Annotated in this window: 15 protein-coding genes; 5 read left to right on the plus strand and 10 right to left on the minus strand. The window is 59.7% G+C overall.

Annotation, left to right across the window (positions count from 1 at the left end; translation table 11 throughout):
- Nucleotides 1–10: 10 nt before the first annotated feature.
- Nucleotides 11–985: a YVTN family beta-propeller repeat protein gene (locus FGD77_RS15870; protein ID WP_255011132.1), complete on the minus strand. Its 975-nt coding sequence runs from the start codon at nucleotides 983–985 to the stop codon at nucleotides 11–13.
- Nucleotides 986–993: 8 nt separating this feature from the next.
- Nucleotides 994–2,127, minus strand: coding sequence for an ABC transporter substrate-binding protein (locus tag FGD77_RS15875; protein ID WP_255014272.1), 1,134 nt, complete (start codon nucleotides 2,125–2,127; stop codon nucleotides 994–996).
- A gap of 166 nt (nucleotides 2,128–2,293) precedes the next feature.
- On the opposite strand from FGD77_RS15875, the gene FGD77_RS15880 reads away from it, so the two are divergent.
- Entirely contained in the window at nucleotides 2,294–2,794 is a 501-nt protein-coding gene (locus FGD77_RS15880; RefSeq protein WP_255011133.1) for a DUF3280 domain-containing protein, read from the plus strand.
- A gap of 4 nt (nucleotides 2,795–2,798) precedes the next feature.
- On the opposite strand, the gene FGD77_RS15885 is transcribed toward FGD77_RS15880, so the two are convergent.
- The 5 genes from FGD77_RS15885 to fghA all read right to left on the minus strand — a co-directional run bounded on the left by FGD77_RS15885 (nucleotide 2,799) and on the right by fghA (nucleotide 7,539).
- Nucleotides 2,799–3,335 (minus strand): PQQ-dependent catabolism-associated CXXCW motif protein, encoded by a 537-nt coding sequence (locus FGD77_RS15885; RefSeq protein ID WP_255011134.1) that lies wholly within the window; start codon nucleotides 3,333–3,335, stop codon nucleotides 2,799–2,801.
- Nucleotides 3,332–4,150, minus strand: coding sequence for a substrate-binding domain-containing protein (locus tag FGD77_RS15890; protein WP_255014275.1), 819 nt, complete (start codon nucleotides 4,148–4,150; stop codon nucleotides 3,332–3,334). Before FGD77_RS15890 ends, FGD77_RS15885 begins: the two co-directional genes overlap by 4 nt.
- Nucleotide 4,151: 1 nt before the next feature.
- The gene (locus FGD77_RS15895) at nucleotides 4,152–4,679 is read right to left on the minus strand and encodes a c-type cytochrome, methanol metabolism-related (RefSeq protein ID WP_255011135.1); all 528 of its coding nucleotides are present in this window, start codon (nucleotides 4,677–4,679) and stop codon (nucleotides 4,152–4,154) included.
- A gap of 79 nt (nucleotides 4,680–4,758) precedes the next feature.
- Nucleotides 4,759–6,510, minus strand: a complete 1,752-nt coding sequence (locus tag FGD77_RS15900; protein WP_303626502.1) for a methanol/ethanol family PQQ-dependent dehydrogenase — start codon at nucleotides 6,508–6,510, stop codon at nucleotides 4,759–4,761.
- Between the two features lie 183 nt (nucleotides 6,511–6,693).
- Nucleotides 6,694–7,539: an S-formylglutathione hydrolase gene (gene fghA, locus FGD77_RS15905; protein WP_255011137.1), complete on the minus strand. Its 846-nt coding sequence runs from the start codon at nucleotides 7,537–7,539 to the stop codon at nucleotides 6,694–6,696.
- A gap of 198 nt (nucleotides 7,540–7,737) precedes the next feature.
- Here fghA and FGD77_RS15910 point away from each other — a divergent pair, with 198 nt between their 5' ends.
- Nucleotides 7,738–8,352, plus strand: coding sequence for a hypothetical protein (locus FGD77_RS15910; RefSeq protein WP_255011138.1), 615 nt, complete (start codon nucleotides 7,738–7,740; stop codon nucleotides 8,350–8,352).
- 70 nt (nucleotides 8,353–8,422) lie between these two features.
- Here FGD77_RS15910 and FGD77_RS15915 read toward each other — a convergent pair whose 3' ends face one another.
- Nucleotides 8,423–9,457, minus strand: coding sequence for a quinoprotein relay system zinc metallohydrolase 2 (locus FGD77_RS15915; RefSeq protein ID WP_255011139.1), 1,035 nt, complete (start codon nucleotides 9,455–9,457; stop codon nucleotides 8,423–8,425).
- Between the two features lie 392 nt (nucleotides 9,458–9,849).
- Between FGD77_RS15915 and FGD77_RS15920 the strand changes: the two genes are divergently transcribed.
- Entirely contained in the window at nucleotides 9,850–10,242 is a 393-nt protein-coding gene (locus tag FGD77_RS15920) for a cytochrome c family protein (protein WP_255011140.1), read from the plus strand.
- Nucleotides 10,243–10,454: 212 nt separating this feature from the next.
- On the opposite strand, the gene FGD77_RS15925 is transcribed toward FGD77_RS15920, so the two are convergent.
- Entirely contained in the window at nucleotides 10,455–11,762 is a 1,308-nt protein-coding gene (locus FGD77_RS15925) for an FAD-binding oxidoreductase (protein WP_255011141.1), read from the minus strand.
- Nucleotides 11,762–13,111 (minus strand): glutamine synthetase family protein, encoded by a 1,350-nt coding sequence (locus FGD77_RS15930; RefSeq protein ID WP_255011142.1) that lies wholly within the window; start codon nucleotides 13,109–13,111, stop codon nucleotides 11,762–11,764. The genes FGD77_RS15925 and FGD77_RS15930 overlap by 1 nt, the downstream gene beginning before the upstream one ends.
- Before the next feature lie 124 nt (nucleotides 13,112–13,235).
- On the opposite strand from FGD77_RS15930, the gene FGD77_RS15935 reads away from it, so the two are divergent.
- Both FGD77_RS15935 and FGD77_RS15940 read left to right on the plus strand, forming a co-directional pair.
- Complete coding sequence (locus FGD77_RS15935) at nucleotides 13,236–13,931, plus strand: GntR family transcriptional regulator (protein WP_255011143.1); 696 nt, start codon at nucleotides 13,236–13,238, stop codon at nucleotides 13,929–13,931.
- Between the two features lie 144 nt (nucleotides 13,932–14,075).
- Nucleotides 14,076–15,047 carry a quinone oxidoreductase gene (locus tag FGD77_RS15940; RefSeq protein WP_255011144.1) on the plus strand — a complete coding sequence of 324 codons (972 nt, stop codon included), beginning with the start codon at nucleotides 14,076–14,078 and terminating at the stop codon, nucleotides 15,045–15,047.
- Nucleotides 15,048–15,074: the final 27 nt, after the last annotated feature.

Below are 15,074 nucleotides of genomic sequence, written 5' to 3' on the forward strand. Positions count from 1 at the left end.
CCTTCCCGGTTCAATCCGGTGCGACCACGACGCCCCAGGGCTGCTGCCCGACCTGCACCGATTTCAGCGCCTTTTGCGCCGCCACGTCAATGATCGTCACGTCGTTGGAATTGCCGTTGGTCGTGATCAGGTATTTCTGGTCCGGCGTGAACGCCAGTTGCCAGACCCGCTGACCCACAAGGATGTAGTCGGCGACCTCGTCGGCGCTGAGATCGACGACCGCGACCCGGTTCGCGGGGCCAAGCGCCACGAACAGCCAGCGGCCATCGGACGTCACTTTCATACCCACGGGTTGCAGCCATTCCGGCTCGACACCGGGCACGGCAAACTCGATTTTCTTCAGCAGCTCCGGGCCGCCCTCGGCGTTGGGGTCGATCACGCTGACCGTTCCGCCGATCTCGGCGCTGACGAACAGCCGGGTGCCATCATCGGTATAGACCGCATAGCGGGGGCGCTGATCGACCAGCACGTTGTGCTTGATCTGATAATCACCGGTGTCGATGAAATGCGCCATGTTGGTGGTTTCGGATGTGTTAACGACAAAAGCTGCATCGGGGCTGATCGCCATGCCTTCGGGTTCGACCCCGACGGGGATTTCGGCGATGACCCTGCGCTTTTCCGTGTCGATCACCGTGACGATGTTGTCATCCTCATTGGCAACATAGATCGGATTGCCCGAGGGGTGCAGGGTGAACAACTCGGGGTCGGGACCGGACGGCAGGGTCCAAAGTTCCTCGTAGGTGTCGGCATCGAAGACCCGGATGGTATCGTCGTCGGATGCGCAGACATAGACGTGCTTTCCGTCCGGGCTGATCCCGATACCGCGCGGGCGGTTGCCGGCGTCGAACTCCGTCAGCACCTCCCAAGTGTCGCTGTCCAGAACGGTGATGCTGTTCCCCTTTTCATTGCTGACGAACACCTTGTTGGCAAACGCAGGGGGGGCAAACGCGCCCAGACAGCCGAGCAAAAGAAAGACAGATTTCATCGCGCACCTCATTTTTCAAAAGCCGTGCAGGCGGATTCCGGCGCGTCCAGACCCAGCGTATCCAGCGCAGTTCGCTGATGCAGATAGCCCTCTTGCGGCGAGACGCTGACCGTCACCTTGCTGTCGGTCAACAGGATTGGCTGGCGCAGTTGACCGTTCCAGTTGCGAAAGGTGACCGCCTGCCCCTTGAACGCCGCCAGTTCGAAATTGTCACCCAAGGCATAGCCCCTTAGAGTCGCCGGATCGGCGCTGTTGGTGCGGATCACCGCCTCACCGATCACGCGCACCGCCAGCCAGGCCTGATAATCCTCGTCCCTGACATAGCGCGTCGCAAGCTTTTCAAACCGGTTTTGGAATTGCGTCGCACCCCAGGATTCATGGGCCGCATGGAAGGTAACAGGGCGCAGCCCCGCCGAGCCCATCACCGGGCGCGCTGACCACGTGTGAAACGGCAGGTAGAGCGCAAAGACGTCCGACGCATCTGCTGCAATTACCAGATCATGTTCTCGCGCGCCTTGGGTGAACACCGGGATCTGGCGCTGCACAAGGACATGCCCGGTATCGGCGCGGCGCGATCCACCCGTGTCTTCGAAGGTGCGCTCTTCGACAAGCTTGGCACCGAATTTCTGCGCAGCGCGGCGATATTCCTCGCCAAGGGCACGATCAGCGTCGTTCGACCCCTCGATCAGAAACCAGCGCGGCCATTTCTTCCACATGGCGAACTGCGCCACCGCATCGGCCATCATCGCCTGGCTGGGCGCGACATGCAGAACGTTGGCGCGGCATTGATCATCGCGCAGCGCGGTGCCACGGGCCATGGCATTCAGGATCAGCGCATCCTCCCCGGCGGCATCCGCGAGTTTCAGCAGATCATCATCGCCGGCCAGCACCACGATCAGCCTGATCCCGTCGGCCAGCAGCAATTCCAGCGCCTCGCCCGCCATGTCTGGCGGTGTCGCCACATATTCGGCGCTGAACTCCATCCCCAGAAAGGACCCCGTCGTGGCGTTATCCTCGTTGCCAAGGATCGCACCGGCAAAGCCCATGTCGCCCGGAATCATGTCAAACCGCGAGATGGGCGCAAGGCTCGGGTAATCGACGCGCAACACCGCTGTGCGGATTTCCAGCGCCGACAGGGGCATAGTGGCCAGAAGACACGCCAGAACACTAGCACAAATTGCAGTGATCAGCCTCAAGTAACCCCCTCCCAAGATACGGTAAAATCGAGTTTGCGACAGGAGTGCGCGCAAACGAAACCTATACCTTTGGCTGATTGCCAGATTGGCGGCAGACGGTAACATATGCCGCATGAAAGCAGCGCTCGTCTCAATTGCTCTGATATGTGCTGTCGTCACGGCAGCGACGGGTCAAATTCGCGAGGACGCGAGCGTTGCATTTCTGGGCATAACATTTCTAGATACTTCGACCGAGGGGGCCTATAGCGGCCCGCGACAAGACGAGGCTGATCGCCTCGCTCTGCTAGAGGGCGAAGTGCGCACGCAGTTCACCGATCACGGGTTGACGCTGCTCGACCTCGCCCCGATTGCCGAGAACCTGGAAAGCACCACGAACCCTGCCAACTGTTACGGCTGCGAGATCCGCATGGCGCGGGAACTGGGCGCGGATTACGTTCTGGTCGGCGTCGTGCAGAAAGTGTCCAACCTCATTCTGGCTATGAATCTGGTCATGCGCGATGTCGAGACCGAAGAAGTCGTCGCGTATCGCGTGGTTGAAATCCGCTCGAACACGGACGACTCGTGGCTGCGCGGCATACGCTACATCCTGAAAACCGCCTTTTTCAAACCGTGAAGCCTCACGGCTCGGGTTTGGCCTCCACCTCCTCCATCGGGTATTCATGCGCCGCCCAATCGTCAGTGCCACCGCGAAACCAGAAAACGTGGTTGTAGCCCCACTCCTGCACCCGCTTGGCCGCGTTCCAGGACATCCAGCAATCGTCGCGGCAGAACACCACAATCGGCATGGCGGGGTCGCCACCCGTCGCCTCGTCCAGCCCGGCTTTGAAATAATCTGCCGTTTCCGCCGCGATGGCACCATAGCCGACATTGGGCAGCCAGATCGCGCCGGGCACCGAGATCCGCGGTTGATCGTGCCACAGCGTGTCTTCGGGCAGGTTTTTGGGCTTGGGCTGGCGCGGCAGCACGTCGACAAAGGCGACGCGATCCGTTTTCCACAGCGCGAATGCCGCCTTGGCATCGACGGCGGTGGCCCCTTTCAGGGTCAACGGGATCGGAGCGAGATACGCTTCCATCCGGTAATCCGCAGGCTCGGGAACCTCCTGCGCGAACGCGGCGAACGGGATCAACAGCGCAAATAGCAACGCACGGATCATGGTGAAACCTCCAGTGCGGCGGTGCCCATATCGTTGATCAGCGGCACGCCCGCGTCTTTCAGGATCGTGCTGATTTCAGTCTGGTTGCGCCGGATCAGCGCGTTCAGCTCATGCTCCCAGACTTTCTCGCCAAGGCGCACGCCCATCGTGATGCGAAAAAACAGCCGTGGCGGCAGGGTTTCCTTCAGCAGCGGCGTCACTTTGAGATCGGGAAAGCCCTGTTTGACCAGCGGCCCGCCGATCGGCCCCCAGACAGCGGCGGCGTCCAGCCGCCCGGCCTCAAGATCGGCCAGCATGTCGTCGACGGGCGATTCATAACGACGATCGACCATAAGGTCGTAGCCATGCACGTTCGACATAAGCCCATTGCGCGCCATATGGCTGGCCGGCGGCGACCCGGCGACAACCCCGATCACGGCCCCCTTCAGCCGGGGATCGGCGAGGTGGTCGACATCTGCCAGCGGCCCGCCTGCCTTGGTGATCAGCGAATAGGCCGATGTCATGTAGTGATTTGTGTTCTGCACCAGTTCATGGCCCTGCGCATAGCCGATGACCACATCACAGCGATTGGCCCGCAGCGTGTTGCGGATAAAACCAGTCGCCATCGGGTACCAGGTATATTCAATCGGCAGCCCCAGCTTTTCGGCAACGAAATCGGCCAGACGGTTCTCGAACCCCTGCTCGCTTTGGTCGGACATCGGCAGATTGGCGGGGTCAGCGCAGACACGCAACGCGGTTTTCGACACCAGATCCGAGACCTGCGCCGCCGCGCCGCCTGCGCCAAACAGAATGGCTGTGGCGCAGGCGCAAATCATCTTAGCCCATGCAGGCGTCTTCTTCTTCGCGAATGGCATCGCTTTTGGCTTCCTTCTTGGCCGGGCGCCCGCGCGCCACTGCGTCGGTCCCGCGAGCCTTGAGATAGACGTAGATGTCATCAAGATAGCACATGACATTGCGGTTCTCGCCAAAGGCGGGCATGACCGAGGTTTCCGATGCGGTAACTTTCTCGCGGCCGTTCACGACCACATCGTAGAAATCGTAGTAATCCATGTCGACGGCGGAGTCTTTCAGGGCCGGCGCGTAGCTTGACCCTTCGCCATCCGGCCCGTGACAGACGTGACATTCCGAATGGTAACGGCGAAAGCCGGAATAGGTCTGCCAGTCCACCGTACCATCTTCGGCGATATTGTAGGTCGGGATGTCGTCTTCGGTAAAATAGCGCCCGTCCTCGCTATAGGCCACGGTGATATTTTTGGCCTTCGCCGCCGCGTCGTCCTGTGCAAGGGCAGCCTGGCCCGGAGCGAATGCCATGCCGCACAGCAGCAGAAACTGAAGATGTCGCATATACAGTGTCCTCGGTTAGGTCATCGTGGCGGCCGACACGAGGTTACTCCGTGTCGGCCGAACGTTTGGGCAAAACAGGTTACTCCGGCACGGAGAAGACCGTCAGCTGCCCTCCGAGCGCGGTGTAATCGCTGAGCGAGGCATAGCCCCCCACCGCCCCCAGACCATCGGTCGGGTTGGTCAGACCTGCGGCAAGGCCGATACCGGCCCAGCCGCCCACGCCTGACAGGACGGCGACATACTGCCTGTCATCCACCGTGTAAGTCATGACGTTGCCGATGATGCCCGACGGAGTTTTGAACTTGTACAGTTCATCCCCGGTCTCGGCATCGACCGCTTTCAGATAGCCTTCGAGGGTGCCGTAGAAGACCACGTTGCCCGCCGTTGCAAGCGCGCCGGACCAGACCGAGAATTTCTCGGGCAGCGACCACTTGATCTCGCCTTTCGTGGCGTCCCAGGCGATGAAGTTGCCCATGCCGCCATGGCTTTCCTTGGGCGGATACATCGACAGCGTTGCCCCGACATAAGGCTGCCCGGCGGTGTAGTTGACCCGGAACGGTTCGTAATCCATGCAGACATGGTTGGTCGGCACGTAGAACAGCCCGGTCTCGGGCGAGAATGCCGCCGGCTGCTGGTCCTTGGACCCCAGCGCCGCCGGACAGATCCCGGTCGTGTTCACGTCCTCGCCGTTCTGTTCGGTCGAGAATTCGGCCACGACCTGAGGACGACCGTGCTGGTCCGACTCCTTGTCCACCACCACTTCGGACGCCCAATTGACGGCGGGATCGAACTTTTCCGCCACCAGCAACTCGCCCGTTTCACGGTCCAGCGTGTAGCCAAAGCCGTTGCGGTCGAAGTTAACCAACAGCTTGCGCATCTCACCGTCGATCTCCTGATCGACGAGGATGTTTTCGTTCACGCCGTCATAATCCCACTCATCATGCGGGGTCTTCTGATAGAACCATTTCGCCATCCCGTCATCGGGATTGCGTGCCATGATGGTCATCGTCCACTTGTTGTCGCCGGGGCGCTGTGCAGGGTTCCAAGTCGAGGGGTTGGCGGTGCCGTAATAGACCAGATCCAGTTCGGGATCGTAGCTGTACCAGCCCCAGGTCGTGCCGCCGCCGATCTTCCACTGATCGCCCTCCCAGCTATCGAGCGAGGAATTCTCGCCGATCGGCTTGCCCAGATGCGTGGTGTTTTCCGGATCGATCAGCATGTCCTCGTCAGGGCCCAGCGAATAGGCGCGCCACGCCATCGTCCCGTCGGCGATGTTGTACGCGGTCAGGTGCCCGCGCACGCCGAACTCACCGCCCGAAATGCCGACCAGCACCTTGTCCTTGACCGGCATCACCGTCGCGGTGTTGGTTTCGCCAATGGACGCGTCGCCGTTCTGCACGCTCCAGTCGACTTCTCCGGTCTCGGCGTTCAGCGCCACCAGTGTGGTATCAGCCTGATGCAGGAAGATCTTGCCGTCGGCATAGGCGACGCCGCGGTTGACCGTGTCACAGCACATTACCGGAATGACCGCAGGGTCCTGCTTGGGTTCGTATTTCCAGATAATCCGCCCGTCATCCTTGAGATCGAGCGCATAGACGATGTTTGGAAACGGCGTATGCACATACATCACGTCGCCAATCACCAGCGGCGCCCCTTCGTGCCCACGCAGAACCCCGGTCGAGAACGTCCAGTCCACCTGAAGGTCGCCCACGTTGTCCTTGGTGATCTGATCCAGCACCGAATACCGATGATTCTGGTAATCTCCGGTCTGGATGGCCCACTGGCCGGGATCATCGATCAGATTTTGCAATTCCTCGTTCGCGCTGGCCATCCCGGCCGAGCACAACGCGATTGCAGACGTCAAAGTCAGAAACTTATGCATTTTAACCTCCCTATTTCGTTAAATCTTAACGTGATGATCCACAATCGGCTTGTTACTTCGCCGCAGGTTTGTCAGCAGATCGGTCGTTCTGATGCTCGGTGCGCGCCCCACCTATCTATGCGCGTCGTCTTGTCATGCTCCCCCGTTTGCCGCCCCATTCAGACGCTCGGCGTGCCAGGCGACGTGATCGGCGGCGAATGTCGATACGAAAAAATAGCTGTGATCGTAGCCCTCCTGCATCCGCAGCACGGCAGGCTGACGGCGCCTTGAGATCACGTCCGAAAGGGCCTGCGGACACAGCAGGTCCAGAAACTGGTCATTGGTGCCCTGATCGATCAGGATATCGCCTTGCCAGCCCCGTTCTTGCAGCAGGATCGACGCGTCGTAATCGGCCCAGGTCGATTCGTCGTCGCCCAGATAGGAACTCAACTGCTTTCTTCCCCAATCGGATCGGGTCGGGTTCGCGATAGGCGCAAACGCAGACACCGATTGGAACAGATCCGGATTGCGTATCGCGATCGTCAGCGCCCCGTGCCCGCCCATCGAGTGCCCGGTGATCCCGTGGTTTGCGCTGATCGGAAGCTCGGCCTGAACCGCCGCACGCAGATCCTTGACGATGTAGTCATACATCTGGAAATGCGCCTTCCACGGCGCTTGCGTCGCATTCACGTAAAACCCCGCACCCATCCCCAGATCGTACGAGTCGTCGTCCGCCACCCCCTCGCCGCGCGGCGAGGTGTCGGGAAAGATCAGCGCGATGCCGTGGTGCGCCGCATGCTGTTGCATCCCGCCCTTCGTCATGGCGTTTTCGTGGGTGCAGGTCAGCCCTGACAGATACCACAGCAACGGCACCGGCCCGGACTGCGCCTGTGGTGGCAGGTAGATGCCAAAGTTCATTTCGGTTCCACAACTGTCGGAGTCGTGCCGGAACACGGTCAATTCACCTCCGAAACATTTGTTCTGCGAAACGATCTTCATCATGCTCCCCGGTAGGTCACGACCGCATAGATGGACGGCAGGCTCACCCCCTGCATGTGCAAAACTATAAATCCCGACGGATTTCACGCAATTGCGACCTTGGTGTATGTTTCCCCGCAGCGCGTCGGCGCAAAGAATGATCACGGAACACTGATCTCATCTGTCAACTGATCTCATCTGTCAAAGGAGTTTGCAGAGATGATCCGATCACGTATTTTCAGCCTCTGTCTGGTGGCCCTGACCGCCCCTGCCCCGGCCTATGCCGCCAATCCCGGCGATCCGACCTGGCCCTGCGTCCAGCGCAAGGTCGAAACATTGTCGCCGGGTCTGATGTGGCCCCATCCCATAAATGAGGCACCGCTGCGTGAGGCGATCGCAGCCGACGCTGCGGATCTGGCGGCAAAATTGGAACAGCGCCGCGTCGATCTGGACGAGGCAAAGACCCTGATCGCGCAATTCGTCACCGAGCATCCCGACGTGACGCAGGCCGAGATGGGGCAGATGTTCCTGCACATCTTCGACAGGATCAACCGTGACCGCCGTGCGCTGATCGCGGGTATCGGGAAATATGCACAGAAACAGATCGCACTGTCCGATCGGATCGACGAGGCCCGTATCAGTATGAACGACCTGACAGCGGCGACCCCGCCCGATCGGGACGCGATAAACAGCTTGCAGCAGCAGATCGCGTGGGACGAGCGGGTCTTTCAGGATCGATCCCGCTCGCTCACCTATGTCTGTGAAACGCCCGTGCTGTTGGAACAGCGGCTGTATGCCATTGCGCAGCTGCTGCTTAGCGAGGTGCCGCAGTAGAACGCTTCGGGTATGTCTTGAATTGCAATGCGTTACATATGGCTGGTGCTTGAAGACAAGCTATCCGCGCCTATTCCCATTCCAATTCGGTAAACGCCACGGTCGCGTTGCGCGGGTTGAAAAGGTCGAACAACTGCCAGTTCGCCGCTTCGCTCTGCCCGATGGTCTCAACCGCTTCGCCAAGGCTGCTGCCCGCCGCGATGGCCGCACGGGTATCGTCGCCCAGAACATCGAGGTAGCGCAGCATCGGAACCGACGCCTCGGGCCAGTCCAGCAGCGGCCCGCCATGACCCGGTACGATCTGTGACAGATCAAGTGCGGCCATCTCTGCCAGGACCGCCTGCCAACCCGTCAACGATCCGTCAAGCGACGGTGTCTGCACATCAACCACCAGATCCCCGGTAAACAGGACGCCGCTGTGGCTGTCATGCACCGTGATATCCGTGGTCGAATGCGCCGTCGGCCATGCGCGCAATTCCAGCGCGCGCCCGCCAAGGTCGATCGTCAGGCTCTCACTGAACTCGGTTGTCGGCAGGGCGACCGTGGTGCCGATGAACGCCGCTTTGCCGATCCTCTCGGCGAACGTGTCCAGATAGTTTGGCGCGCGGTCTCTCAATGCGTCGGCCAGCCGCGCATGTCCGACAATCTCGGCCCCCGCATCGGCAAAGACCGACGCCCCAAGCACATGATCAGGATGCATATGCGTCAGGACCACATGTCTTATCGGCAGATCAGTTTCGCGCCGGATCGAGCGATAGACCGACTCTCCCACCATGCGCGAGCCGCCGGTATCGATCACCGCGACCGCGCGTGACCCGACCACGAACCCGATATTCGCCACATCGCCCAGATTGTCCTGCGCGGCATCGCTGACGATCCCCCGATGGGCGAACACACCCGGCGCGATCTGCGTGAATGCGGCCCCGGCGCCCAGAGGCCGACACACCGCCGCGGCGCCGCGAAGGTCCGGGAACTGCGGCAGATCGGCGGTCGCCAGTGCCTGCATGCAGGCCTCGGGGGTGCTGGCTTCGAAACCGGGCAAGAGAACGTCACGGCACATCTGCGGCGTCCCGATCAGGCACAGCGTAACCACTGCCTCAAACATGGATCTTCCTCCATTTCAGCAACGCGATTGGCCTGCCAACGGCACGGTCAAACCGCGCGACCGTCAACGGCAGCCCTTTGCCTATGATACCAGTTTCCTTGTGATTGTGGCGCGAATACTGTAGAAATTGGAGGTTGATGTGAGTGCTCTGTGCACTCTCGCAGGGCGACATGTACCATCTATCGGCGTTCCATTAGTCAACTGAGATAACAGTCCATCTATTGGAGATTGGTGGATTATCGCTGAGCCAAGCAGGGAGTGGTTTGATGTTGCGCAACGTCATATTCAAACCTATCATCTATCTGAAATTAGTCACCAATCAGCTAGTATATTCGGACCCTGACCCGCCAAACCATTCCGTAACTGACTTATCTGACCCCAAGGAGCGAACAATGATCAAACATATTTTCGCAAGTGCCGCCGCGATCGCGATGCTTTCAACTGCCGCGTTTGCCGCTGGCGACGCCGAGAAGGGCGAAAAAGTATTCAAGAAATGTAAGGCCTGCCATAAGGTGGGCGACGATGCCAAGAACGGCGTGGGGCCGATCCTGAACGGTGTTGTCGATCGTCATGCGGCGGCTGTCGAGGATTTCAAGTATTCCACTGCCATGGTCGCGGCAGGTGAAGATGGATTGACCTGGACCCATGAAAACATCGCCGAATATCTCAAAAAGCCTCGGGATTTTATTCCTGGCAACAAGATGACCTTTCCCGGTTTGCGCAAGGAAGACGATATTGAGAACGTAATCGCCTATCTCGAAACTTTTCCGGCCAACGAAGAGTAAGCCGCCAAATCCATGCGCATCGTCTAGCTGACCCCCACGCGGTGGTAGCGGAGACTCTTCTTATCTGGAGCCATTTATCTGGAGCCATCTCAACTATGAACGCAATGCGTTCATAGTTGCAGACGATTTGACTTCGGGCATGATCGCGCATCTGGTGCGCCCAGAAGGATCTGCCGAACTGGCGTGACGCCGGTATCCGCATCAAAACCTGATCAAATCCCGAATTTGTCGCGCAGCCCATACCACCACGAGCCCATCGCCGAATAGGGAACGCGGAACATGCGCCCGCCGGGGAATGGATACCACGGCACCTTGGCGAACACGTCGAACCTTGTCAGGTCGCCGTCAATCGCCTCTGACAGGATGCGTCCGAAGGTGTGTGATCCGGTAACGCCATGGCCGCTGTAGCCATGCGCGAAATAGGTGTTGTCGCCGATACGGCCCATCTGCGGCACGCGGCTGAACGACAGGGCGAAATTACCGCTCCAGGCGTAGTCGATTTTGACGCCCTTCAGTTGCGGGAACACCTTGTCCATGTTGCGCTGCAACTTGGCTTTGATATCGCTGGGATCTGCACCACCGTAAACCGTGCCGCCGCCAAACAGCATGCGATTGTCGCCGGACAAACGATAGTAATCAAGAATATAGCGGATATCCTCGATGCAGGTATCCGTCGGCAGCAATTCCTGCGCGCGCGCCTCGCCCAAGGGTTCGGTCGCCATCACCTGCGTCGAGACCGGCATCACCCGCGCGGTCAGCGTCGGCACCACATGGCCCAGATAGGCATTGCCGCACAGAACCAGCGTCTTGCAGGTCATTGACCCCTTGGCGGTTCTGACCACGGGTCGGGCCGCCGCGTGATCCACGTCGATGACCGGCGACATTTCATAGATCGTGCCGCCGTTCTTCTCGAACGCCGCCGCCTCGCCCAAAGCCAGATTCAAGGGGTGCATATGGCCGCCGGAATGGTCGATCAGCCCGCCCGCGTAGAGGTCGGAATTGACGTGTTTGCGCAGCTCGGTCTTGTCCAGCATCTCTTGGTTCTTGATGCCGTAGCTGGCCCACAGCTTCATCCGGTCCTCCAGCTCGCCCATATGGGCGCTGGTCAGGCCGGTAAAGATGTTCTTTTCCTTCAAATCGCACTTGATGTCATAGGTGCTGATCCGCTCGCGAATGATCTCGCCGCCCTCCTGCACCAGACCGGCGACGAACGTGGCCGTATCCTGACCATAGCGTTTCCTGATCGTCTGCAAGCTGGCGTTCAGCCCGTTGACGATCTGCCCGCCATTGCGCCCCGAGGCACCCCAGCCGACCCGTGCGCCCTCGATGATGGCGACCTTGTAGCCCTTTTCCGCAAGGTGCAAACCTGTCGAGAGGCCGCTATATCCGGCGCCGACGATACAGATGTCGATCTGATGATCGCCGGACAGTTCGGGCCGCTCCGGCGCGGGGTTGGCCGAGGCCGCGTAGTAGCTGGCGGTGTGGCTGCCGTCGCCGGCATAGGATTTCTGCAACGTCATCACACGACCTCCAGATAGCTGTCATATTCAAGATTGGTCACATGGCGGGCAAATTTACGCAGTTCCTGCATCTTGCATTCGACCAGCATCGTCTGCAAACGCCGCGAGAAGATGGTCGGCACATCGCCGCCCTTGCGAAAGGCGTCGATGGCTGTCGCCCAGTCCAGCGGCAGATTGTCCAGCTTCATCGCATATGCGTCGCCCGCAATCGGTGCGGTTGGCTGCATGTCGTTTTCGATGCCCAGCAGCGCCCCGCCCAGAATGCTGGCCAGCACCAGATAGGGGTTGGCATCGGCCCCGGCGACGCGATGTTCGATGCGACGCGCCCTTGGATCTCCGCCGGGAATACGGATCGCGGCGGTGCGATTCTCATAGCCCCACGCGACGTTGGTGGGCGCATGGGCACCGGGCAGCAGACGGCGATAGGAATTTTCGTGCGGCGCAAATGTAAGGGTATTTTGCTGCATCGTCGCCAGCAATCCGGCCACGGCGTTCAGCAACAGCGGGGTTCCCTCATCGCCGCCATTGTCGAACACGTTCACCCCATTTTCATCGACCAGCGAGAAATGCACGTGAAAGCCGCTACCCGACAGATCGCCATAGGGTTTGGCCATGAAGGTCGCGGCAAAATCGTGTTTGCGGGCGATGCCGCGCACCAGCCGCTTGAACAGAACCGCATCATCAGCGGCACGCAAGGGATCGGCGACATGCCTCATGTTGATTTCGAACTGCCCTGCCCCGTTTTCCGAGATCGCCGCATCCGCCGGAATGCCCTGCAATTCGCAGGCGTCGTAAACATCGTTCAGAAATTCATCAAAATGTTGCAAGTCGTCAAGCGACAGCGCCCCGTCGGAATCCAGACGCTTTCCGGTGACCGGTGATTGTGGCGCTTGCGGGTGATCCTCCGTGGGATCGACCAGATAGAATTCCAGTTCGGTCGCCACCACTGGCGTCAGCCCGCGCTCCTTGTACTGCTCGGCCACGCGCGCCAGGGCCCGTCGCGGATCGCCCGGAAACGGCGCGCCGTTCTCTTGCCGCATCCACAGCATCGCCAGCGCCGTCGGGCGGCTGGTCCAGGTGATCGGCATCAACGGGCGACCGGTGAAATCGCACAACCCATCGGAATCGCCCGTCTCAAAGACCAGTTCGCTGTTTTCAACATCCTCGCCCCAGACATCCATGCCAACGATCGAGAGCGGCATCCGTAGACCACCCTCCACCACCTTGGAAACCTGATCGACCGGAACACGCTTGCCCCGCATTGTGCCGTTCAGATCGCATACGCAGGCAAAGATGGAATCAATCTCCGGGTGCTGCGCCAGCCACGCTTCGGCCTTGTTGTCAGACATGCGTCACCTTTCGATACTGTTGGATAAATTGTGATATCGTTGTATAGCTCGTAATATCGTTAACCGCATTGTGTCAATCGTTTTACGGAATATAACCACACTCGGCATTACCAAGGGCAGCCTCATGACCAGCAACGGCGAACTCAATATCCCGGATATCCCCGAAACATCCGGTGCGACGACACAGGAACACGTGTACGAGCGCCTGCGCAACGCAATCATGCTGGGTGCGATCGAGCCAGGCACATCGCTGACGATGCGTGGGCTGGCCGAACGTCTGGGCCTTAGCCCGACCCCGGTTCGCGAGGCGGTGCGGCGGCTCAGCTCGGAACATGCGATCCAGATCAAGGATAACCGCCGCATGACGGTGCCCTTGATGACACCTGATCGCTTTGAAGAACTGGTCGCGCTGCGCGTCGCGGTCGAGGTCCATGCCGCCAACCGCGCGCTGCCCTATGTGTCGGATATCATCATCGAAAAACTGACGGAGATTGATAACAGAATGGACAGGTTCGTGTCCGAAAGAGATCTGGACCAACTGACCTTGCTGAACCAGGCCTTTCACCGCACGCTGTACACGGTCAACCCGGCCCAAGCCTCGATGCCCATCATTGAAAGCATCTGGCTACAGCTGGGTCCGTTCCAGCGTCAGGTCATCACGCGGGTCACGGAATATTACGAGATTGATCGCCACAAGGAGATTCTGGCCGCGCTGACGACCCGCGACGCAACCGCTCTGCACGACGCCATCGCCAACGACATCAAGGATGGCGTATTGCAATCCGGCCAAAATCTGCTTGCTTTGACCGACGCGGCATGAGGCGCTTGCAAGCAAAAATCGGGTAATGGGTCACTTTGTAATCTGAAAGATGAGAGGTTCGATTGACGACTTGGACTAACTTGTGAATGTGATACGGTTTCTCTTGGAAGCAGTACCAATGGCCACAGTCGGGAAATCAAGCATATGAAGGCGATCAAGTTTTACAAAACCGGCAGCCCGGACGTCATGCAATATGAAGACGTTACCCTGGATGCTCCGGGGCCCGGTCAGGTACGGTTGCGCCATACTGCCATCGGACTCAACTACCTCGATACCTATTATCGGTCTGGTGCCTATCCCCTGCCCTTGCCCAGCGGTTTGGGTTTTGAGGGAGCCGGCGTTGTCGAAGCAGTTGGCGATGGTGTCACACATCTCAAAGACGGCGACAGGGTTGCCTATGGCGCGGGGCCGCTGGGGTCCTATTCGCAAGCGCGCAACATGCCAGCGAACAGGCTTAGCAAAATGCCGGACACAATCGCGGATGAAACTGCGGCCGCCATGATGCTCAAGGGCATGACGGTGCGCTATTTGTTGCGGGAAACCTACAAGGTCAAAGCGGGCGATACGATTCTGTGGCACGCGGTTGCCGGTGGCGTTGGCCTGATTGCCGTTCAGTGGGCGAAACATCTGGGCGCCCGCGTCATCGGCACGACCAGTTCACCGGAAAAGGCCGCGCTGGCCAAATCCTTCGGCTGTGACGAGGTGATAAATTACACCGAAGAAAACGTGGCAGAGCGGGTCCGCGCGCTGACGGATGGCAAGGGGGTGCCGGTGGTTTATGATGGTGTCGGTCAGGCCACGCTAGATGCATCGCTCGACAGCCTCAGCCCGTTTGGCCTGCTGGCCAGTTTTGGCTCTGCCTCCGGTCCGGTAAAGGATTTTGACACTGGCGTTCTGGCGGCGAAAGGGTCGCTTTATCTGACGCGCCCATCGCTGAACACATATGTGGCCTCGGATGAGGCATTGCAGGCCAACGTGGCTGACCTGTTCGAGGTTGTCGGGTCGGGCGCCGTCAAGATCGAGGTCAACCAAACCTATGCACTGGCGGATGCCGTCACGGCACATCAGGATCTGGAAGGTCGCAGAACGACCGGCTCGACCATATTGTTGCCATAGCCAGACGAGACCTGAACAATTACCCAA

Source organism: Roseovarius sp. M141 (assembly GCF_024355225.1).
GTDB lineage: Bacteria > Pseudomonadota > Alphaproteobacteria > Rhodobacterales > Rhodobacteraceae > Roseovarius.